Origin of the sequence: Sphingobacterium sp. UBA7253 (assembly GCF_002472745.1) — a bacterium.
Lineage (GTDB): Bacteria > Bacteroidota > Bacteroidia > Sphingobacteriales > Sphingobacteriaceae > Sphingobacterium > Sphingobacterium siyangense.
This window is the reverse complement of sequence record NZ_DKSP01000201.1, coordinates 63109-86415: the sequence shown is the minus strand read 5'-3', so window position 1 is coordinate 86415 and position 23307 is coordinate 63109. Positions and strand designations below refer to the sequence as shown.

Genomic DNA, 23307 nt, shown 5'->3' with positions numbered 1-23307 from the left:
ATTATTGCATTAGAAAACAGTGCTATTTAGTCTCACACGTACATTAACGCACGTTAAAACCAATTTAGACTATCCGCGTTGCCCTGCTAATAGATACAAGACAGCCATGCGCACAGCAACACCATTTTCAACCTGATCCAAAATAATTGAATGTTCGCTATCCGCGACATCCGATGTGATTTCGACCCCCCGATTGATTGGTCCGGGGTGCATAATTGTGATTGGCTTCTCTAAAGAATCCAAAATCTCTTTATTCAATCCATATAGCATGGAATATTCTCTTAAGGAAGGGAAATAGGCAATATCCTGACGCTCCAATTGAATCCGTAACATATTTGCAACATCACACCAGTTCAACGCTTTCCGCAAATCATGCTCCACTTTTACACCCAATGATGTAATATGTTTAGGAATTAATGTGGTCGGACCACAAACCATCACTTCTGCACCTTGCTTTTGAAGACATAAGATATTCGACAAGGCAACGCGTGAATGTGTAATATCCCCAACGATAGCTATTTTACGACCAGCTACATCACCATAGCGTTCACGGATCGAAAATGAATCAAGTAAAGCTTGTGTAGGGTGTTCATGTGCTCCGTCACCTGCATTGACAATTTGTGCATCAACATGTTTACTTAGAAATACCCCAGCTCCCGCGTATGGATGTCTCATCACAATCATATCAACCTTCATTGCAAGAATATTGTTCACCGTATCGATGAGTGTCTCCCCCTTACTTACCGAAGAGGAGGAAGCCGCAAAATTCACGATATCCGCAGAAAGTCTCTTTTCAGCAAGTTCAAAGGATAGACGTGTCCGTGTTGAATTTTCAAAAAACACGTTGGCAATCGTAATATCCCTTAACGACGGAACCTTTTTGATTGGCCTATTTAATACCTCTTTGAAATTACTTGCTGTATCCAGGATCAATTGGATATCGTTCTCATTTAGATCTTTGATCCCCAATAAATGGCGGGTACTTAATTGTTCTGCTACAGATGACATTTTATAGTATATTCAAATATTTACTAATCATTTTTTTTCTGAAAGTGTCTGATCTTATTGGCCAGAAAGAACCTTCAGTTTGCTTTCATTGCTGTTGGCGTCTGCGAAGTCATGAAGGTTTTATTGAAAGTGCCTGTTTCCAAAGATCAACAATAACCTTTAGTATCGTCATGACACCGCTATTAATCGCTAGCTGACGTCTTCTTTTCTGTAATCAAGATAATACTATCCTGATCCTCTGATTCTTTCCAGTTAACAATTACTTTTTGTGAATCAATAGAATCTACCTGTATTCCGATATAATCAGGCTGAATAGGAATCTGTCTAGAGAAGCGGCGATCGACCAAAACAAGCAACTCTATTCTTCTTGCACGGCCAAATGCCTGTACAGCATCCATTGCCGCACGAATAGTACGTCCTGTCCATAAGACATCATCTATAAAGATGACATCTTTACCTTCTACAATAAAATTGATATTTGTGCTATTTGCTAAGAGTGGACCAGTATTCCCTTTCGTACGGAAGTCATCGCGATAAAAGGTAATATCCAAATCGCCAACTAAAATCTCCTTTCCGATCATTTGTTCAAGCTCTTTGACGATACGTCTCGCTAAGAAAGTTCCTCGGGGTTGAATACCTATGACGACAGCATTTGAAAAATCACCGTGATTCTCAATCAATTGACGACATAGTCTTTGAATTGTGATTTGAAATTTTGGTCCGTCTAATAAAATCGACTGTTTCATTATGGGAATGTTTGAGCAAAGCTACACTTTTTTTAACAAAAACGAAGCCATGAAGGGCAATTAATTTCAATATTTGCATCCAGCTGGCACAATAACAAAAAGTGATTTAAACAAAGAATATCTTCCTTTCCGGGAAATTTACAAACCAATTATTCTAGTACATTAACAGATTTTGAAGTTATATACAATACGCATTGCCAACCATTTACAGCAAATTCCATAACATCGAAATGCTATAGGTAAAGACTATTCATCTAGCTCGGCACGTTTATTATTCCGTGCAAAAAAATACACCGGTACACCGATTAATACAAGTATAAAGCCTGGCCAGGTATATTGTGGCTTATAGATAATTAATAATACACAAAATACGGTACCTATCAACAGGTACAAGATCGGAGTGACAGGAAATAGAAATGTCTTATAGGAACGTTCCAAATCGGGTCTTCGTACACGCTGAATAATAACCCCTAGCACTGTAATCATATAAAATATAACAATAACAAAAGATATCATATCCAGTAAATTGCCATATTGCCCACTTAGACAAAGCAATGACGCCCAGATCCCTTGAAGCCATAACGATCGTGCCGGCACATCATATTTGTTATTGGGAATCGCTTGTTTCAGAAACAATCCATCTTTTGCCATAGTCTGAAAAACTCGCGCACCTGATAGTGCGAGCCCGTTAACGCAACCAAAGGTCGAGATCATGACCAAAATCGCCATCGCTATTGTACCACTATGGCCTAATATTTTTTCAGCCGCCGCTATGGCAACACGATCATTTGCCGCAAAAGCAATTTCCTCTCGATTTAATGCCGCCAGGTAAATGTAATTACAACTTATATAGAGCAACATCACCAAGCTCGTCCCGATAACCAATGCCCGAACAACATTACGCTGTGGATTGACAATCTCTCCGGAAACAAACGTTACATTCTCCCAGGCCACACTACTAAATACCGAACCCACCATCGCAGCAGCTAAAGCCCCCATCAGTACGCCCCCCGAGATCTGAGACCAGCCAGCACCTTTCAAATTTTGAAAAGAATCCCAGCCATAAGCCATATTTTCTGAAAAATGATTTTCCTTAATCAAGAACAGACCACCCAAAATCAATAAAACCAGCGCAATGATTTTTGCTGAAGTAAAGAAAGATTGAACAGCTTTTCCACTCTTGATCCCTCTTGTATTGATAAAGGTCAGGAGGATAATAACACCCATAGCGACAATCTGTATCCAGGTAATCTTAAACTCTCCACGCTGAAATAGGGGGGCTGCATCATTTAACTGCGGAATAAGGTAGGCCGTAAACTTGCCAAAAGCAACAGCTACAGCTGCTATAGTTCCCGTTTGAATGACTGTAAATAAACTCCAGCCATATAAAAAGCCAATTGGCTTCCCAAATATTTCTGTCAGATAGGTATATTGTCCCCCAGCCTTCGGATACATAGACGACAATTCGCCATAGCAGATTGCCGCCGCAACAGTTGCTAATGCGGTCAATAACCAAACTATCGCCAACCAATATCCGGATCCAAGCTGTCGCATCATATCACTCGATACAATAAAAATACCGCTTCCGATCATCGACCCCATGACCAGCATCACTGCATCCCACAATTTTAATTGACGTTTCATCATAACTTAAGGTTGGTTTTATATGGCGTTAAGCTAAGAAAAAATAATCAAAAAAAAGCCGCCCTTTCCTACATCGCATCAAAAAGTGTATTTCCTTTCGAATACTGTAGTAAAGGGCAGCTCCTTCGTTTAAAGTGATGTCTCTAATTGTTACTCAACACCATACTGTTGTTTATACGATTTTTCTAAATCGGTCACTTGCTGTAGCAATTGTTTTTCCGAGGTAGAGGCCAAGATACTCTTATAGGCACCCAAAGCACGTAATGCTGTACCTATATTTGAATATTCCAGCTCAGGTTTTGTTTGTGCAATATCCTGATACCAACGCATGTTTTGGGTCATAAACTTCAGGTTACGGTTTACGATTTCATTTGCACGCTTCGTTTCACCAGTTTCATACAACACATTAACAATTGGAATATAGCCTAAAATATCGCGCATCAAATAAACACGTTTTGGCATTTTCTCGTAAGTTTCGACAGCGACTTTACGCGCCTCATCCTTATGACCTTCCATCATCAACTGTGTCGCTGTACCACCCATTACGGTATTTGTAATCATGGTAATCATGCGGTAAGATTCAGGATCCAGGTAAGAAGCATGCGCCATATTACCCCATTGGTATTTCGTAGTAATGTCTTTATAAGCAGACTGTGTATCAACCAATGTACCTTCTGCCCCGGCAGGAGTTGCAATCGGCATCAAGCGCAAGGCAAAACCCTCTTGCACCAAATATTTATCTAAACCAAGGTAGTTATCATTTGGAACTGTTGCCGCAAAATAAATTGGACGTTTCCAATCGTTATTCAATAACACGTTTAAGATAGATAATTCAGCTCTAGAGATATAATTTCTATTGTAGGTCCAGCTCATGGTGTCGACAATAGATTCTTGCCAAGCTTTAGGAACGACATTATTTTTCAGAACAGATTCTTTGTTCACCGGAAGGCTAAAGTTTTTGGTTGGCAGAAAGTTCTCAAATTTACCACCACGCAATTCCAATTTATTCTTTTGATCATCAGACAATAAAATCTGCATGATCAAATCAAGATCCACATGACCCGGAACTTTCATATCCTGATAATAAAGCACTTCGCGAACACCTTTCTTGAACTTTTCATCATCGATATTGATCGGTAAACCATCTGCCTGATTCACTTTTTGTTTCATCTGGCGCATATACCAGTCCGAACTCAACAAACTTAAGTTTACGACACGTACATCCGGACGATAATTTTCGACTTCCTGAACATACCATAAAGGATAGGTATCATTATCACCATAAGTAAATAAAATCGCATTGGGTGCACATGACGCCAAATAGTTTTTAGCAAGATCACGGGCAGTTGTTTTCTCCGAACGGTCGTGATCATCCCAGTTTTGGAAGCCCAACAATACTGGAGCCCCCAATAGACAGGCTACTGTAGCGGCACCGGCGGCAATTTTACCATCCACTTTTTTGCTCAGATAATCCGCAATAGCGAAAACACCGAGCCCGATCCAGATGGCGAAGGCATAAAAAGAACCTGCATATGCATAATCACGTTCACGTGGTTGAAGTGGACTTTGATTTAGATACAATACAATTGCTAATCCTGTAAAGAAAAACAACAGACCCACAATTCCCGCATCACGTTGTCTTTTTCCAAAATGCCAGAATGCACCAATTAAACCAATGATCAAAGGCAAGAAATAATATTTATTGTTTGAAGGGTCAGTCTTCAATGAATCTGGAATGGCATTCTGTCCGCCCACATGCATCTGGTCTACAGGTTTAGCCCCTGAGATCCAGTTCCCCTCAGTGAAGGAACCCTGTCCTTGTTGGTCATTTTGACGACCAGCAAAGTTCCAAAGAAAATAACGACCGTACATGTGTCCGATCTGATAGCTAAAGAAGAACTTTAAGTTATCCCCAAATGTTGGCGATTGTCCTTCAGGAATCTTTAGGTAATCGCGGTAATAATCTATATGATTTTGGTCTCTTGAGCTATAAACACGCGGAAAAAACATCGTTTTATCGTATTTATAATCCATGCCGTTCTCCACCTTGGTATACTTGTCTTTATCTTTTCTGTACGTATACGTAGGCTCGGCATCAACCACTTGCGCATCAAATGTAGGTCCATTCAAAAGCGGCTCACTGGCATATTGCTCACGTCCAAGATAACTCACAAAAGAAAATGCATTATCCGGATCACTGTTATTTAACGTAGGATTTGCCTTGGCGCGCACCATGATCATGGCAAAGGAACTATAACCAAAAATAATAAATGCTGCACTGATTAAGATCAGATTTAACATCGGTTTTACCTTTTTGATTGAATACCAGATCCCATATACGAAAAGAGCTACCGCTAAAATCATGAATAAGTTAAATCCAGTACCAAAGCCCATGCCCAAACTATTCACAAAGAACAGATCAAAATATGCGGCGGCTTTAACAGTGTATTGAATAATACCCCATAAAATCAGCGCCAAAACAACAACACCGGTTAAGAAAGCTTTGATCGCACCCGACGATGTCACTGTTTTTGAACGTTTAAAATAAATGACCAAAGCAATTGCCGGAATCACCAGAAGGTTCAATAAGTGTACCCCGATAGAAAGTCCCATCACATAGGCGATAAAGATCAACCAGCGGTCCGAACCAGCTTCATCGGCATGATTTTCCCATTTTAGAATACCCCAAAATACGACGGCTGTACATAAAGAAGACATGGCATATACTTCGGACTCTACTGCTGAGAACCAAAAAGTATCCGTAAAAGCATAAGCCAATGCACCAACAGCGCCTGAACCGAATATTTTGATTAAATCGGTGGATGTATATGATCCATCAACACCTTTTACAACGATTTTCTTTGCTAAAGCTGTAATTGTCCAAAATAAAAACAAAATGGTCAGACCACTACATACTGCCGATCCTACGTTCATCCAGAAAGCAATTCGTGTAACATCTCCACCAGCAAGGTTTGAGAATATATTTTGAATCATTAAGAATAAAGGTGCTCCTGGCTGGTGCACAATTTGAAGTTTAAAGGCTGAAGCGATAAACTCGCCACAGTCCCACCAACTCGTCGATCGTTCGGCAGTCATGACATACGCTACAGTTGCTATTAGCGCACATATCCATCCTAAAAGATTGTTGATTTTAGTATAGTTCATAAAATGATAACTGTAAAAAGTATTATTAATACGGCTCGAAAATAAGGATAAGTTAATAAGAAATGAACTTTATTCTGATTTTTTAACACATATTAATTGAAAAAATTTCATTACGCGATCCAATATTGGCTGAAAGGAAAGCATTCCCAAAATCACGCATGTACTTTTGTGGGCCAACATCTCGATAAAAAAGCTTAGCGTGCATATCTTTTCAAATCAAAACAAAAATTATTTCTTTGAAAATCAGCCCTAATACACTTTTAAGTTCATTTTTATTTGCAGAAATGAGAATAGTCCGTATATTTGCATCATCAAATGTGATCGACATCATCACGATAGCAATCACTTTTGAATTGTTTGTCCGATAGTATAAGGGTAGTACAACAGTTTTTGGTTCTGTTTGTCTTGGTTCGAATCCAGGTCGGACAACAAACAATAGAAAAGGCTTGCAGATGCAAGCCTTTTCTGCGTTATATGCAAGGCTTATTATTTATAAAAGGGTTTAGATTTTTTTAAATTTACATTTTGATTTTTAAAACAAATCTCTATCTTTGCGTCGTCAAAAAGAGAAAAACGGAAACGTTGACTTTTTAGAGACATTGTCCGATAGTATAAGGGTAGTACAACAGTTTTTGGTTCTGTTTGTCTTGGTTCGAATCCAGGTCGGACAACTTTTAAAGTTAAGCGTATATGGATTGTGAAAACAATCCATTTTTTTTAATGTTTAACTTTAAAAAACAGTAAGGGAATAAAAATATTGAATAAACGACAATACAATAACCCAACATAAATATACAAAACCATGCCTTTGCAATTCAACACGGTTAAACTATTTGCAGGTTCTGGCACTACAGAACTAGCCGAAAAAATCGCACAATCTTACGGGAAACCACTAGGAGACAAAACATTGTCGCGTTTTAGCGACGGTGAGATTCAACCTTTCTACAATGAGTCAGTTCGCGGAAGCGATGTATTCATTATCCAATCTACCAACCAACCTACCGACAATCTTTTTGAATTATTATTGATGACAGATGCAGCGAAGAGAGCTTCAGCGCATTATATCACCGCGGTGGTCCCTTACTTTGGTTTCGCAAGACAAGATCGAAAAGACAAACCAAGAGTTGCTATTGGCGCAAAAATGATCGCCAATCTGTTGACTGCAGCTGGTATCCACCGTATCATGACAATGGACCTGCACGCAGCACAAATCCAAGGTTTTTTCGATATCCCTGTTGACCATTTGGATGGTTCTATCATTTTTGTTCCTTATATCAAATCGTTAAAACTTCCAAATCTAACGATTGCTTCACCAGATATGGGTGGTTCATACAGAGCACGTACCTTTGCTAAATTTTTCAATGCAGAAGTTATTATCTGTGACAAACGTCGTAAACGTGCAAACGAAATCGAATCGATGTCTATCATCGGTGACGTAACAGGTCAGGACGTTGTTTTAATCGATGATATCTGTGATACTGCTGGTACACTTTCAAAAGCAGCAGCACTGATCATGGAAAATGGTGCAAAATCTGTAAGAGCTGTTTGTACACATGCTGTATTGTCCGGAAAGGCATATGAAACAATTGAAAACTCGGTCTTGTCAGAAATGATCGTAACCGATACCATTCAATTAGATCCAGAAAAAGCAAAACAATCGACCAAAATCAAAGTATTATCAACGGCTGATTTATTTGCAAAAGCAATCACAAGTGTAAATCAACACTCTTCAATCTCCGATTTATTTGAAGTAGAATAATCTTTGAGTTTTAGATTCTAGATATTGGACCCTGGTACAGAAAGCATTCAGCTTAACGACCAGGGTCTTTTTTTTGTATTGCGCCACCACCCAATCTTCTCCCAAAAACCAACAAACATTTAAAAACACTCTTCCGCTTGGTTCTTATCTTTTAACCACAGGCGATTAGGCATTTTTATCAAGTATATAGGTTAGCAATTGACTGCTGTCAACTTCTCCAATAACAGGGGATTTACAGGGGGTTAACAGGGGGTTAGTAGGGGTATAACAGGGGTAAAGCCCTGCTAACCCCCTGTTATACCCCTACTAAAAGAGTCCTATTCCAGTTTTAATATAGGAAATGGTATCAATTTGGTCATACTTTAGGGTAAATTAGTAGCCTTGAATAGGCATAGTCATGAACATGGAAAAATCAAAAACCTGGAATAAGTATCTGTTTCCGAACTAATAGCGGTCGTATTTTTTTGATAATATCAGAAATTAGATTATCTTTGCACCTCAAATTTATAAAAAATTAAAAGATGAAATCAATTGCTATTAGCGGTTCTGTAAGACAGAACGTAGGGAAAAGAGATGCAAAAGAATTGCGTTACCAAGGTTTAGTACCAGCAGTACTTTACGGTGGTACAGAGCAAACAGCTCTTTCTGTATCCGCAGCTGATTTGAAACCAGTTCTTTACACTGCAGACGTAATCATTGTTGAATTAAACATTGAAGGTCAAACTAAAAGAGCTATCGTTCAAGACGCACAATTCCACCCATTAACTGACTTAGTTACGCACGTTGACTTTTTAGAATTATTTGATGATAAAGAAGTATCATTGAATATTCCTATCAAATTAACAGGAACTTCTCCAGGTGTTAAAATGGGGGGTAAATTAGTTCAAAAATTACGTAATTTACGCGTAAAAGCATTACCTGCAAACCTACCACAAGAAATTGCTGTACCAATGGAATCTTTAGAAGTTGGTAAATCAGTTCGTGTAGGTCAAATTCAATTGGAAAACGCAAAAGTATTAAACAATGCTGATGATACAATCGTATCAGTAATCATGTCTCGTGCATTGCGTCAAGCTGAACAAGAAGCAGCGAAAGCATCTAAAGGTGGTAAAAAATAATCTGAACAAGATTCTTAAAATACTACAGAAAGCACCGAAATTCGGTGCTTTTTTTGTTTATTAAAATTTTTATTTTTGCATCATGAATTATCTTATCGTTGGATTGGGCAACATTGGCAGTGAATATGCCGATACACGGCATAATATAGGTTTTATGGTTGCCGACGAGCTTGTCAAACAGGCTGGCGCCAGTTTCTCCTTGCTCAAGTTAGCCTATTATAGCGAATTTAAGCAAAGAGGCCACAACGTCACAGTAATTAAACCCACGACTTACATGAACTTAAGTGGTAAGGCTGTTAACTACTATATGCAACAATGTAAAGTTCCAATTCAGAATGTATTGGTGATTGTGGATGATCTGGCCATTCCATTTGGTTCGCTACGGATGAAGCCCAAAGGAAGCAGCGCCGGTCATAACGGACTTAAATCCATTGAACAGCTTTGTGGCGGACAGGTTTATCCGCGCCTACGTTTTGGTATTGGTGACAATTACCCAAAAGGTAGACAAGTAGATTATGTACTTGGCCCTTTTGACAAAGAGGAACAAGCTGAACTACCGGCTTTAATTGACCATTCCGTTAAAATGATCCAGAGTTTTGTCAATATCGGCATCGAGCTGACGATGACGAACCTCAATACAAAATAATAGAAGTCACTAAAACTCATTAATGTAATACCCTATATTGGTATTGATTTATAACAAAAAGAGACCGATTTAAATCGGTCTTTTTTTATCTTTTACTAAGAGAGTCTTACATTAGTTGCTGCTTTCTGCCCGGACCTTTTCTTTTTCTATCTCCATCTTAATGATGCCGCTTACCTTCAACTTCAACTTCCCATTAGCTTCCTCACTACTTTTAACCTCACTTGCTTTCTTGCGGGTCGTAACGAGAATAACCCCATCTTTGCCGGCATTTCCATATAACGCAGTCGCACTGCTATTTTTCAGGATCTCCATGGATTCAATATCCTTCGGGTCAAGTTTATTCATAACCCCCTCAGCCTTTATATCCCCATCAACCACAATTAATGGCTTGACTTTTCCATTATAACCACGAACACGAACAGATGGAAAATCAGTACCAATAGACTCATTCGCTGAATTATTCCCCAACAATCCCATTACCGCGTCAGAACTTATCCTTTTTGATCTATCCGAAAAAACATCCAGTTTCGCGTCATCCAATTTCTCACTTTTCTTATAACCAACCACAGCAACAACTTTTTCACCCTGTCCTTCGTTTTTCTTAGAACCAATCGTCGAACTAATCTTATCATCCACACTGTTGTCTCTCTTATAGCCAACGACGGTAACGACATCATCCCTTTTTTTATTTTCCTGCCCTATGAAACGAAACTTATTATTCACCTTATCCGGATTTTCACGAGCCCATTTTTTTGTCGTAATAACTAAAACACCATTCTTAGCATCCTCACCATATTTCTTAATTGCTTCAGCATCCTTCCAAACCGATAAAGTCGCTATTTCTTCCGGTGTCAGCACCAGCTCCTTAATCATTTTTTGATCTGCTCTCTTGCCATCAATAACATACACCACATCAGTTGACTTATCATTCGTTAACTGATCATCACGATACGTCACCCCAATCGTAAGACCTTTAAGTTTGGTCATATCTTTACCAATATGAGCTCCTTCTTTTAAATTCACTTCAAGGATACCATCTTTCCCAACATCTTCACCATACTTATCAATAGCTGCCTTACCTTGTAATACCGAGACTGACGCTATAGTATTCGGATCGATATCATCCACAGTAAAAGTCTTTTCTTGCACAATACCATTCATAACACAGCGTATTTTTTTTTGTGCTATATCCGCATGTTGTTGCATCTCAACAGTATTGGCCAAAATTGCTCCGCCAGAAATATCAATTGAAGACTTTGTCCGATACTTGATCATATCACTGTCATTCGAAAACCAGTACTTCGCCAGTTTTCCTTCAGGAATAGCCAAAAATTCTGCCTTAGAGACCAATTTATTATCCACAAAATACTTTTGATTTTTAGAGAAATCAATAGCGGATCTCTTGATTTCCTTAAAATCTCTCGCCTCCACTTTATTTGCTTTAGCCAAAGTATCCGCCAATACAGTAGTTTTCATATTTGATTGATCTGTCTGAGATCGTAAATCAACTGTTGGTAACTGAATAGGTAATACTGTCTCATTTGCCTTCTCAACTACCCCCTCTATACTTCCCTCCGCTTTACTTACCGTAAATGCTGCTCCCGTCAATAAAAATACGGGTAAAAGAAAGGCGTATTTACTCAGCTCTATTTTCGATGATCGCTTCTTGTTCATCATCATAATGCGACGTTTTAAAAGTTTAAAATTAAATTGATTGCTCAATCCTACTGAAGTGCCCTTTTTGGACACATTCAATAGGCTGTATTGGTACGTCTGCTTGTCAATTCCTTTATCGAGAACCTGTTGATCAGTCAGAAACTCCAAATTTTGGCGAATGGCCCTGCGCATGAGCCAGACGAAAGGATTGTACCAACAACACACCAATATCATTTCAAACAGTAAAATATCCAAACTGTGAAGGCCTTTCACATGAATATCCTCATGCTTAAAAATATCTTTTAGTTCAGCATCAACATGCTGCCCTTTATTGACATAGATTTTATTCAAAAACGAAAATGGAACAATAGGAATAAGCACATTCCGAAATAGATACGTCCGCCATTGATCGGACTTTGAATTCAGATGAATCCGTAATAAACTCAATAATTGAAATACAAACTTCAATAACAATACAATCGCACCAACCATAAACACAATTTCCACCAACCTTCCCAAGGTCAGTTGTTGCTGCACTTCCGGCTCAGTAATATAAAGCGAAATCTGCTCGCCTACCGCCCCCATATTCAGCCCGCGCTGCACGAACAAAGACTTTAAATCCAGAAATGGATACAGAAAAGCAAATAGCCCTCCTGCCAAAAAGTAAACTCGATTTAGCACATAGAACGTCAGCCCTTTCAATAGTCCAATATATCCCAAATAGATAATCCCCAAGAGCAGGTTGACTTGAATAATATAGGTCAGTAAGCTTTCCATGTTATTAAGATTTATTATGCTTAATCATGTCCATAATTTCCTTTAATTCATCAGCCGTTAGTTTTTCTTCCTGCACAAAAAAAGATACCATCTCCTTATAGGAATTTTTAAAATAATCGCCCACAAAGGAATTCATAAATTTCGCTTTATAATCTTCTTCACTCACCATCGGTTCATAGCGCTTGGCATTGGCATAACGTACTGCTTTCACAAAATCTTTACGTTCCAGATTCTTTACTGTTGAAGCCAAGGTGGTATAAGGCATCTTTTCACCCTTGATATTATCCAAAATCTCTTTTATAAAACCTCCATTGAGACTCCAAATAGATTGCATTGCCTGCTCTTCCTGTGCTGTTAATTTTTCCATAGCTATTTATTCCTTTTTCTAATCTTTCACTAATCTACGAATAATTCGTAAATACCAAAAATATTTTCTCTTTGTTTTACAAATTAATAGTGAACAGCGCCGTCTCCCTTGTTTAAAAAAATCAAACGGCTCATTTCCTGCGTATTTAAACTCAGATTCGACGAATATAAGTTAGCTGGCAGAAAATTTGTTATACGATTATTTTAATTCTAAATTCACACATAAATCGTTTCATCAATTGAAAAGGCAGAACTTTCAACTGGATAGAATCCCCTGGAATCAGTCCGGTTGTATGCGCCAAAAGATGGTTCAAAAAAATACAGGTAAGATAAATGGCTAAAAATATCAAAGCGATTAAATGTCCGCATTGCGGAAGTATAAAAATCACCACACTACGCCCCGATTATTATAAATGCGATAGCTGTGGAACAGAATTTTTTTTAGATAGCGACGACATCAATATCAATCACAACTACAACTATCCGCGCAACAATCCGGATCAATATAAAGCCGTACGGATTGTATTATTTGCTGTCGTGGGCTTTATTGCGCTTATGTTTGTCATTGGAGCCCTAAGCGCTATTTTTTCCAAAAAGCCAGCGACCAATTATTCAACTTACAGCACCTCTAATACAGCAGAGGAAAAAGAAGAGGTAGAACCTCTTGAATGGAATTACGCAAGCAACACACTATTTTTGGACAAAGATAATACGCCCCACGTTGTTGTCGTCGGTAATGTCGGAACCTTCAGAAAACGAATGGACGAAAACAAGGACAATAAGGTTTATATTGGGCTCTTCGATCCCAAAACGGGTAAAAAAGAATGGGTAAAAGCTCTGATGGAAACACCTGTCGAACTGTCGAGCAGCGACGTCAAACTTCAGGTATTTGAAGACCAGAATCTCTATATTATCGTCAAAGCCAAATACATTTATCAGCTGGACAGAAATACACTTACATATAAAAGTGTGCTTGAGAACTATGTGAAAGATGCGCCATCTTTAAGCACAGGCATCGCTAAGGTTGAATTTAAATACGAAGACTATGGATCAGCCTATCAAATTGTCAACAATGAGGGTCAAAATCTAGCTTATTACCCCTTAATTAATAAATCTATCCCCGATAAACAGCTTTACGATGAGAGAAGGAAAAAACTTCCCAATCCAACGACAAAAACGGAATTCGCTTTTTCAAGTAAATCCAGTTATTATCCGGAAGAAAAAATCCAGTTAATCCAGTACAGTTACCAATATCAATATGGATTTCCTAAAGATAGCCCGCGCTTTTCCTGGGATAAAGACTATGGCGGTTCGGGTATTTTTACCGACCGTGATCCTTATAAAAAGGTATTGATTAATCCATGGCAATTTAAGGGCGCCCGTCTGATTAGCTTCAAGGACTTTACGCCAGGAAGACTTTACTTTCAGCCTGTAATCATTGCGCAGAATGACAAAACGCTACTCATTGCGTATAAACCAACGCCTGCCGAAGACGATCCTTTCCAGATCCAACTATTGGATGTAACAACTGGCGCTATACAAAAAACAGTGACTACAGATCTTAAATCCATGTATGGAAATGGGAGCCTGCTCAAAGATGGTTTTATTATAAAGGGCGCCAGCGACTATTATTATTTTGATAATAATGGAAAACAAATCAACAAGTTTGAAGGGTATAACCCCAAATTCGACACACTAAATTAATCACTATGGGACTATTTAATCTTTTTAACAACCAACTTTCTGAAGTCATCGAGTGGAAAAACCAAGACCCTCGATTATTGTGGTATAAATTCCCATCCGAAAGGAATGAGATCAAAAATTCCAGCAAGCTGATCCTCGCTCCAGGGCAGGGCTGCATCCTTGTGTATGAGGGAAAAGGTGAAAACCTGCTGACCGAACCAGGAACGTACAACCTCAAAACGGACAACCATCCCTTCTTTACCACTTTAGCGCGTTTACGGCAGAATTTTGAATCCGAACATAAGCTTTACATCTACTTTTTTCGCACAGCCGCTATCGTCAATCAATCCTGGGGAACCGGAACACCTATTAAATATATCGACCCCCATTACAATTTACCAATAGAAATCGGCTTGAATGGTACATTCTCTTACCTGATCAAGGAACCAGTGCATTTCTATAAAAACATTTTAGCAAATCAAAATACGGTCAACACAGCTGTCATTCAAGACATCATCAATAATCGGATCCCACAACAAATTATTGCGCAGATTGCACAAAAGAAACTAGGTTATAATGAGATTGACAGCCAACTGGGGCTGCTATCCAGCGATATCAAAACTGCAGTTGAACAAGACTTTAAGGATCTTGGGCTCGATGTTACGGATTTCAAAATCTTAGGAACTCAATTTGACGCCAATACTCAACGAAGAATCGGAGAAATCGCAGATTTGACCACCCAAAACCAAGCGGCACAGCAGGCAGGCTTAAGCTATGTTGAACTGGAAAAATTACGGGCGCTACGCGATGCAGCTAAAAATGAAGGCGGGATCGCCGGTGTAGGCGCACAACTGGGTGTCGGTATGGAACTCGGAAAACAGTTTGACCTTCAAAAAGAGGAAATCAAAGATCATATTCAGCAAGAGGGCGACTTTGTCGAGAAACTTCAAAAGCTGCAGCTGCTGCTCCGTGAAAACATCATTACCCAAGAAGAATTCGATACGCTCAAAAAACAGATCCTCAATAAAATATAATGCATGCGGGGATATTCATATCACGATTCAGCTCAATTATACCGAGGTGAATCAATTCATAACACATAAATTAATTCAGCTATGAAATACATATTCGGTATATTACTCACCTTGGTGATACTTTTCGTTGCCACCTATTTCCTACTGGGGCTTTGGGGCATTCAGCTATTGGATGCAGAGAACTTCAGCAAAATATTGTGGACTACGGGAATTCTGACACTAACCTCTATTATTCTGGTATGTTTTGTCATACTCCCCTTTTTTGGATCGGGTAAACAGGGTAACTACGAAGACAAAGGAAAGGTTGCGCAAAGAAAAATAGATTGATATTTTTTGCAAAATAAGATAATGTTAAATTTGAATAAATTATTTGCTTATTTAAGTAAATAATTAGTGAATATTATCCAAAATGACGCAATCATGTCATTTTAATTCCAAAAGAACTTTCAATTTTAAATATCAAATAGTTAAATTTGTGAGATTAGCACAACAAATCAGATATAAGATAATATATAAACATGTCAGATAAAGCATCTATAAATTTAGACGGCACTTCGTATGACCTACCGGTCATTGTCGGTACTGAAAATGAAAAAGCAGTTGATATTTCCAAATTAAGAGATCTAAGCGGATTTATTACGTTAGACCCAGGATACAAAAATACAGGTGCAACGAAAAGTGCGATTACTTTCCTTGATGGTGAAAAAGGCATATTGAGATATAGAGGATATCCAATTGAACAATTGGCAGAGAAATCGACTTTCTTGGAAGTTGCTTATTTGTTGATTTATGGAGAGCTTCCCAAAAAAGAGGTATTGGAAAAATTCAGAGCTGACATCAAAAAGCAAATGATGATTCATGAAGATATGAAGAACTTCTTCGCTGGATTCCCATCCAAATCTCACCCAATGGGCCAACTTTCGTGTTTAGTAGGCGCATTGTCGGCATTTTATCCAGAATCTTTAAATCCAAACTTAACAGACGAAGAAGAAGATCAAACGATCATCAATCTTTTGGCAAAAATGCCAACAATCGTTTCCTGGATTCAAAAGAAATCATTAGGTCATCCTGTTGTTTATCCCAAAAATAATCTTGGCTATATTGACAACTTCCTAAACATGCTGTTTGGAGAAGTGAATGATGAAAAAACATTTGATCCTGTTGTCATTGACGCCATGCACAAATTGTTGATTTTACATGCTGATCATGAGCAAAACTGTTCGACATCTACTGTTCGTATCGTTGGTTCATCCAATGCAAACCTTTATGCATCTGTTGCATCAGGTATCAATGCATTATGGGGACCATTACATGGTGGTGCAAACCAAGCCGTAATCGAGATGTTGGAGGCCATTAAAAATGATGGTGGTGATGCTGAAAAATATCTTGCTAAAGCAAAAGACAAAAACGACCCTTTCCGTCTAATGGGATTCGGTCACCGCGTTTATAAAAACTTCGACCCTCGTGCTAAGATCATCAAAAAAGCATGTGATGATATCTTGGAGAAATTAGGCGTTCAAGATCCGGTATTGGATATCGCTAAAAAGCTTGAAGAAGCAGCATTGAATGACCAATATTTCATCGACAGAAAACTTTATCCAAATGTTGACTTCTATTCAGGTATCATCTACCGTGCATTAGGTTTCAAAGCAGATATGTTTACCGTATTATTTGCTTTAGGCCGTCTACCGGGATGGATTGCACAATGGAAAGAAATGCGCGAAAACAAAGAGCCTATCGGTCGTCCTAGACAAGTTTACGTTGGCCACACAGAACGCGACTACGTTGAATTTTCAAATCGTTAATCCGATTTCGATTTATATCCTAAAAAAGCATCCCTCGGGGTGCTTTTTTATTTTCACCCGAGCTAACATGGATGGCATTACAGCCATCCGAAACCACCTACTCGAACAAGATATGATTACTTGTCGTTACGCTATTGTCACGATAATCTACTTGTTAAGTATATTTTAATTTTTCCTTATCTAAATTCCCCGTTTTTCGTTAAGTTTGCGTATTCATTGGTCTCTTATTAAAAATCATTATAAATAAGACTTGTTAGAAACAATACTACATATCTTGGTTCCCATTGCTATTTTCACCTTTATAGCAGCTTTCACCTTGTTTGCAGTATATGCCGAGCGAAAGATCGCAGGATTTGTACAAGATCGCTTAGGACCGATGGAAACAGGGAAGTATGGCAGTCTCCAAACGATCGCCGACATTCTCAAATTATTACAAAAAGAATTAATTACCCCCTCATCAGCCGATAAAATTCTCTTTAGAGTTGCCCCTATCGTTATTTTCGTGGCTGTATTTACAGGTTTTGCCGTTATTCCCTGGGCCAAAGATTTTATTCCAGCGGATACGCATACGGGTCTGTTCTTCATAATGGCCATCATCTCCATTGATGCTTTGGGCATTTTAATGGCTGGTTGGGGATCTAACAACAAATATTCTTTATTAGGCTCCATGCGTGCCATAGCACAGATGGTGTCCTATGAAATTCCGGTAGGCCTCTCCCTAATTACGGTCGTTATGCTAACCCAAACCCTAAATTTGAATGAAATCGCTATTGGACAGGGCATCCTAACCAATGGAAGCATTAAATTCTTGGGCCTTTGGGAAGTCAATGAGATTGGGGGCCTCTTCGCCTGGAATATTTTTCAGGCTCCACATTTGATTATCACCTACATCATATTCTTTATCGCAACCCTTGCCGAGTGTAATCGTGCTCCCTTTGATATCCCGGAAGCCGAATCTGAATTGGTCGGTGGCTTCCATACAGAATATGGCGGGATACAATTTGCCTTTATCTTTTTGGCGGAGTATGCCATGATGTTTTTGGTATCGATGTTGGGGGTTGTTCTCTTCTTAGGAGCTTGGAATACACCGTTACCAAACATAGGTGCGATCCGTTTGGCCGATTGGACCACAGGCTTAGTGTGGGGAATATTTTGGACATTAGCCAAATCATTGTTTATTGTTGGTATCCAAATGTGGATTCGATGGACATTACCGCGGTTGCGTGCAGATCAACTGATGAGTTTATGTTGGAAAGTATTGACGCCGCTGGCTTTTCTTTGTATGGCCATTTCTGCAATTTGGCGAATTTTAGTTATAGCATAGGATATGATATTTAAAACGGCTTCGCATGCATTTCGTACGGCAATCAAGGGTTTATCTTTGACTGTTAAACACTTGTTTGGTGCCCGACGTTCGCGAACGGAATTAAATATCAAAAAGGATAACTACTTTGATCAGCAGGAAGGTATTGTTACTGTTCAATATCCGCGTGAAAAAATGCCTATCCCCGAGGTTGCCCGCTATCAGCTGCAAGTCGATATCGAGGACTGTATTGTATGTGATTTATGCGCAAAGGCTTGTCCTGTCGACTGCATCGAAATCGAAGCCATCAAATCACCAGAAGCGATTGGAAAAACCTCCGATGGTAGCGTTAAAAGACTATACCCGGCCAAATTCAACATTGACATGGCTAAATGTATGTATTGTGGGCTATGTACTGTCGTATGTCCGACAGAATGTATTACCATGACCAACGAATATGACCGCAGCTCACAAAAACTGACTGATCTTATCTATGGTTTTTCAGATATGACCGATAGCGAAGTCGCACAACGTAAAGCAGAATGGACCAAATTTCAAGCTGAAAAGGAGGCAGCAAAGCAAAAATAAAAGATGGAAAGTATTTTATTCTACGCCTTTGCTACCCTAGCAATCGGTTCAGCACTTTTACTGGTCAATCTTAAAAATATCGCGCGTGCATTGTTCCTGTTTTTTATTGTGTTATTTGCTATGGCAGGACTCTACTTATTTGCTTTAGCCGATTTTGTAGCTATCACGCAAATTATGGTGTATGTCGGAGGCGTGCTCATATTGATGTTATTTGCCTTTATGCTTTCTAATAAAGAGCTTTTAAAAGATCTCCAAGATAGCAGCGGTTCATTCTTAAGCATACCCAAATGGCAGACTATTCCTGTAGTGCTTGGCTTCCTATTACTCATGCTATACGGCATTATTGAATGGCAACAAACCCCTTCGACGTGGATTTTACAAGCTAGGGAAAATAACACCGAGATTGTCGCAACAGACAATAATATTCATCAGATCGGATTACGTTTTATGACTTTTTATGTATTGCCATTTGAAATCATATCCGTGTTTTTGATGATGGCCTTGATAGGTGCCTCACATTTATCCAGAAAGGAGCGTACAATATGATTACGCTGACGCATTTTTTAGTTGTCAGTGCCTGCATCTTTTGCATTGGTCTTTATACCGTTCTTTCCAAGAAAAATGCAATTATGATTTTGGTCGGTATTGAGTTGATGATCAATGCAGCTATCCTGAACTTTGTTGCTTTTGGAAAATATGATAAATTGAGTTATGGTGGGCAAATTTTTGCATTATTTGCCATCGTTCTTGCTGCGGCCGCAGTCGCTGTTGGATTGGCTATCGTATTAAATGTTTATAGACATTACAAAACCATTAATCCGGATGAGATAAACCAATTAAAAGACAAGTAAGCATTGGATCAATTTGTTCACATATCGCCCCTTCTGACTGCGCTGCTTACCTTAGTGGCACCATTAGCGGCATTCGTATATCAAGCAATAGTAGGTAAACGCGACCAGTCCGGCCTTGTTTCTCTCACGGCCATCATCCTCAGCTTTATCGCTGGCGGCTTAACCTGGTTCTCCATATGGAATAATCCGGCGGTATCAATTCAGGTAAATTGGTTCACCATCGGTGAAACGTCATTTAAAGTTGGTATCCTGCTGAACAATTTGAGCACTTTGATGCTTTTTTTGGTACCGACTGTTGCCTTACCCGTACATATATACTCCAGAGCCTATATGCATGGCGATACAGGTATTCACCGCTATTGGATGTATCTCAGCTTATTCTGTTTTGCAATGTTGGGATTGGTCATTATGGATAGCCTCCTGTTGATGTATGTTTTTTGGGAATTGGTCGGTTTTGCATCGTATCTCCTCATCGGCTTCTGGTTCACACGTGAAACAGCTGTACAAGCCAATAAAAAGGCATTTTTGGTCAATCGCATCGGCGACCTCGGTTTTCTAATCGGGCTTGCGATCCTATTTACACAGTTCAAAACCCTCAATTTAATCGATCTATTTGGGGACAATGGCTTAATCTATCAATCCACAATCGCCCAAGGATTATGGATATCTCCAGTCAATAGCTTACCTCAGATTTGGCTTACCATTGCTGGATTAGCCTTCTTCTTGGCAGCTATGGCTAAATCCGCACAATTTCCATTACATGTATGGCTTCCTGATGCCATGGAAGGCCCTACATCCGTATCCTCGCTGATTCACGCCGCGACAATGGTTGCTGCTGGTGTATTCCTGCTGGCTACTGTATTTCCATTATTTAATGAATCTGCCTTATTATTTATTGCCATCATTGGTACAATAACCGCTGCTTTGGCCGCATACTTCGCGCTTGGCCAATACGACATCAAACGTATTCTTGCCTTTTCGACCATATCCCAGCTTGGTTTTATGATGGTTGGCATTGGCATTGGAACATGGGATGCTGCACTATTTCACCTAACGACTCATGCCTTCTTTAAGTGTCTGTTGTTTCTTTCTGCCGGAGCTGTCATTCATGAAATGGCCCATCTTAAAGAACATAGCCACCTGGACTTTGACCCGCAGGATTTACGGAATATGGGCGGGCTACGTCAATATATGCCAAAGACCTTCGTGCTGATGAGCATAGCTTCGCTAGCACTTGCAGGATTTCCGTTGACTTCAGGTTATCTATCCAAAGATAGTATCGTTATCTCTTCCTTTGAATGGGCTATTTCAAAAGGTAACTTATACCTTATCATCCCCATAAGTTTGATTCTGGTGAGTATTTTAACAGCTTTCTACATCGGTCGTTTGCTGTTCAAAGCCTTTTTTGGGGAGTTCAGACTGTTGAAACAGCTTCAGGGCAAACTACATGATCAACCGCTACATGAAGCACCAAAGACCATGTTGATCCCCATGTTTGTTTTGGGACTGTTCTGCTTATTTCCACTGTTTTCTTTCAAACCGTTTTCGTATCACGATTCCTGGTTGATGGACGGCCTATTATTGGATGAATATACTTTTGCACCAAGCCATAGTGCGCACCTTATTATCCCAGCAATACTGCTTCTTGGTTCTGCTATTGGCTGGATCATCGGTTGGAAATGGTATGTACAGAATAAATACCCTTTAAACCCTGCTAACTGGGCATTGAAGATTTCTTTCAATCAAGGGTATATCAATCAGTTTTACGAAGTAGTATTTGTCAATGGCACCTTAAAATTGGCACAGTTCTGCTACTGGTTTGACCGTTATGTTGTTGACGCCTTTGTTTCTTTGATTCAGTTTCTCGTCTTATCCCTTTCTCAGCTAAGTGTATGGATAGACAAATATATTGTAGATGGTTTTGTTAATACGGTTGCTTCTGCGGCTTACTGGACCGGCAATCAAGTCCGCCTGGTCCAAAATGGGAAGCTACAGACAGCGTTGTATTCCGTCTTTTTATTAGTTTTACTTGGTTTAATTTATCTTATATTTTTTTAGGAAATGCCTATTTTATCCTTATTGATATTTTTACCGCTATTGGCTACGGCGCTCATTCTCGCCTTACCGACACGATATAAATCGAGTTACAAATATATTGCTTTAGCATTCACAGCAATACAATTTGTACTAGCCGGAATATGTTATGCACAGTTTGATGCAAGCAAAACAGGAGTCCAAGATCTGGCGGGCTTTCAATTTGTTGAACAGCTTTCTTGGATCCGATTAGATTTAGGATCAATAGGTAAATTAGAGATCGATTATCTTATTGGTATTGATGGGATCTCCATGCCCTTGTTATTGCTGAGTGCTTTCGTTATGCTAATGGCTATAGGCGCTTCTTGGAATATACAGAAAAGTCCGAAGGGATACTTTGCCTTGCTCATGGTACTCAATATGGCAATTATGGGAATTTTCTGCGCACTGGATTTCTTCCTATTCTATTTGTTTTATGAAGTCATGTTACTGCCACTCTACTTCTTGATCGGTATCTGGGGTGGTGCAAGACGGGAATACGCAGCCATAAAATTCTTTCTATATACCCTATTCGGGTCGGTATTTATGTTGTTGATTATCGTAGGATTGTATTTTTCAGTAATCAACCCTTTGACTGGAGCACATACCTTCAACATGATCTATATGATGAATCCACAGAATTATCTTGAGGGCTCTATTTTCGGCTGGGAGGGTTACCAGGAAATTTTGGGGGTTTCGGCTCGACTGATCGGTTTCATTGTGCTCTTCTTTGCCTTTGCCATTAAAGTACCCATTGCTCCCCTACATACTTGGCTACCGGATGCGCACGTTGAAGCGCCGACACCAGTATCTATTATTCTTGCTGGTATCCTTCTGAAAATTGGTGGTTACGGTATCATCCGTATCTGTTATAGTATCTTTCCCGATATGGCAGCCTTATCCAATTGGTGGCTTGGATTGATCGGTGTTGTATCCATTATTTATGGAGCCTTGAATGCCTTATCACAAAAAGACCTGAAACGAATGATTGCTTATTCATCGGTCTCTCATATGGGTTTTGTGCTGCTTGGTATTGCATCGCTGACTGCAGAAGGTATTTCTGGCGCCATGTTTCAGATGATTTC

Annotated in this window: 19 protein-coding genes; 13 read left to right on the top strand and 6 right to left on the bottom strand. The window is 39.3% G+C overall.

The features are described from left to right. Positions 1-69: 69 nt before the first annotated feature. The 4 genes from B2X72_RS20425 to B2X72_RS20410 all read right to left on the bottom strand — a co-directional run bounded on the left by B2X72_RS20425 (position 70) and on the right by B2X72_RS20410 (position 6563). Positions 70-1008 (bottom strand): aspartate carbamoyltransferase catalytic subunit, encoded by a 939-nt coding sequence (locus tag B2X72_RS20425; RefSeq protein WP_075994218.1) that lies wholly within the window; start codon positions 1006-1008, stop codon positions 70-72. A gap of 182 nt (positions 1009-1190) precedes the next feature. Further along, positions 1191-1754, bottom strand: a complete 564-nt coding sequence (pyrR, locus tag B2X72_RS20420) for a bifunctional pyr operon transcriptional regulator/uracil phosphoribosyltransferase PyrR (RefSeq protein ID WP_286851284.1) — start codon at positions 1752-1754, stop codon at positions 1191-1193. Positions 1755-2000: 246 nt separating this feature from the next. Then, entirely contained in the window at positions 2001-3401 is a 1401-nt protein-coding gene (locus tag B2X72_RS20415) for an APC family permease (RefSeq protein ID WP_286851282.1), read from the bottom strand. A gap of 147 nt (positions 3402-3548) precedes the next feature. Further along, positions 3549-6563, bottom strand: coding sequence for a DUF2723 domain-containing protein (locus B2X72_RS20410; protein ID WP_286851280.1), 3015 nt, complete (start codon positions 6561-6563; stop codon positions 3549-3551). 802 nt (positions 6564-7365) lie between these two features. Here B2X72_RS20410 and B2X72_RS20405 point away from each other — a divergent pair. The 3 genes from B2X72_RS20405 to pth all read left to right on the top strand — a co-directional run bounded on the left by B2X72_RS20405 (position 7366) and on the right by pth (position 10086). Further along, the gene (locus B2X72_RS20405) at positions 7366-8322 is read left to right on the top strand and encodes a ribose-phosphate pyrophosphokinase (protein WP_046672755.1); all 957 of its coding nucleotides are present in this window, start codon (positions 7366-7368) and stop codon (positions 8320-8322) included. A gap of 521 nt (positions 8323-8843) precedes the next feature. Next, on the top strand, positions 8844-9440 hold the full coding sequence (locus B2X72_RS20400; protein WP_075994221.1) for a 50S ribosomal protein L25/general stress protein Ctc: 597 nt from the start codon (positions 8844-8846) through the stop codon (positions 9438-9440). Between the two features lie 82 nt (positions 9441-9522). Beyond that, positions 9523-10086, top strand: coding sequence for an aminoacyl-tRNA hydrolase (gene pth / locus B2X72_RS20395; RefSeq protein ID WP_075994222.1), 564 nt, complete (start codon positions 9523-9525; stop codon positions 10084-10086). A 111-nt stretch (positions 10087-10197) separates the two neighbouring features. Here the strand turns inward: pth and B2X72_RS20390 are convergent, their stop codons facing one another. Both B2X72_RS20390 and B2X72_RS20385 read right to left on the bottom strand, forming a co-directional pair. After that, on the bottom strand, positions 10198-12519 hold the full coding sequence (locus tag B2X72_RS20390) for a M56 family metallopeptidase (protein ID WP_286851279.1): 2322 nt from the start codon (positions 12517-12519) through the stop codon (positions 10198-10200). Positions 12520-12523: 4 nt separating this feature from the next. After that, positions 12524-12886 carry a BlaI/MecI/CopY family transcriptional regulator gene (locus B2X72_RS20385; RefSeq protein ID WP_209580554.1) on the bottom strand — a complete coding sequence of 121 codons (363 nt, stop codon included), beginning with the start codon at positions 12884-12886 and terminating at the stop codon, positions 12524-12526. Positions 12887-13218: 332 nt separating this feature from the next. Between B2X72_RS20385 and B2X72_RS20380 the strand changes: the two genes are divergently transcribed. The 10 genes from B2X72_RS20380 to B2X72_RS20335 form a co-directional block, all read left to right on the top strand. After that, complete coding sequence (locus tag B2X72_RS20380) at positions 13219-14589, top strand: hypothetical protein (protein WP_286851278.1); 1371 nt, start codon at positions 13219-13221, stop codon at positions 14587-14589. Positions 14590-14594: 5 nt separating this feature from the next. Further along, the gene (locus B2X72_RS20375) at positions 14595-15602 is read left to right on the top strand and encodes an SPFH domain-containing protein (RefSeq protein ID WP_286851277.1); all 1008 of its coding nucleotides are present in this window, start codon (positions 14595-14597) and stop codon (positions 15600-15602) included. Positions 15603-15683: 81 nt separating this feature from the next. Continuing rightward, positions 15684-15929, top strand: a complete 246-nt coding sequence (locus B2X72_RS20370) for a hypothetical protein (protein WP_286851275.1) — start codon at positions 15684-15686, stop codon at positions 15927-15929. A 191-nt stretch (positions 15930-16120) separates the two neighbouring features. Continuing rightward, positions 16121-17407: a citrate synthase gene (locus B2X72_RS20365; RefSeq protein ID WP_075994228.1), complete on the top strand. Its 1287-nt coding sequence runs from the start codon at positions 16121-16123 to the stop codon at positions 17405-17407. 250 nt (positions 17408-17657) lie between these two features. Continuing rightward, complete coding sequence (gene nuoH / locus B2X72_RS20360) at positions 17658-18731, top strand: NADH-quinone oxidoreductase subunit NuoH (protein ID WP_075994229.1); 1074 nt, start codon at positions 17658-17660, stop codon at positions 18729-18731. 3 nt (positions 18732-18734) lie between these two features. Beyond that, positions 18735-19298 (top strand): NuoI/complex I 23 kDa subunit family protein, encoded by a 564-nt coding sequence (locus B2X72_RS20355; protein WP_046672765.1) that lies wholly within the window; start codon positions 18735-18737, stop codon positions 19296-19298. A 3-nt stretch (positions 19299-19301) separates the two neighbouring features. Further along, positions 19302-19844 carry an NADH-quinone oxidoreductase subunit J gene (locus tag B2X72_RS20350; protein WP_145329395.1) on the top strand — a complete coding sequence of 181 codons (543 nt, stop codon included), beginning with the start codon at positions 19302-19304 and terminating at the stop codon, positions 19842-19844. Further along, positions 19841-20149, top strand: coding sequence for an NADH-quinone oxidoreductase subunit NuoK (gene nuoK / locus B2X72_RS20345; protein WP_075994232.1), 309 nt, complete (start codon positions 19841-19843; stop codon positions 20147-20149). The genes B2X72_RS20350 and nuoK overlap by 4 nt, the downstream gene beginning before the upstream one ends. 3 nt (positions 20150-20152) lie before the next feature. Beyond that, positions 20153-22207 (top strand): NADH-quinone oxidoreductase subunit L, encoded by a 2055-nt coding sequence (locus B2X72_RS20340; protein WP_286851273.1) that lies wholly within the window; start codon positions 20153-20155, stop codon positions 22205-22207. Positions 22208-22210: 3 nt separating this feature from the next. Further along, positions 22211-23307, top strand: a 1097-nt coding sequence (locus tag B2X72_RS20335; RefSeq protein WP_286851272.1) for a complex I subunit 4 family protein, incomplete at its 3' end; no start/stop codon positions are given.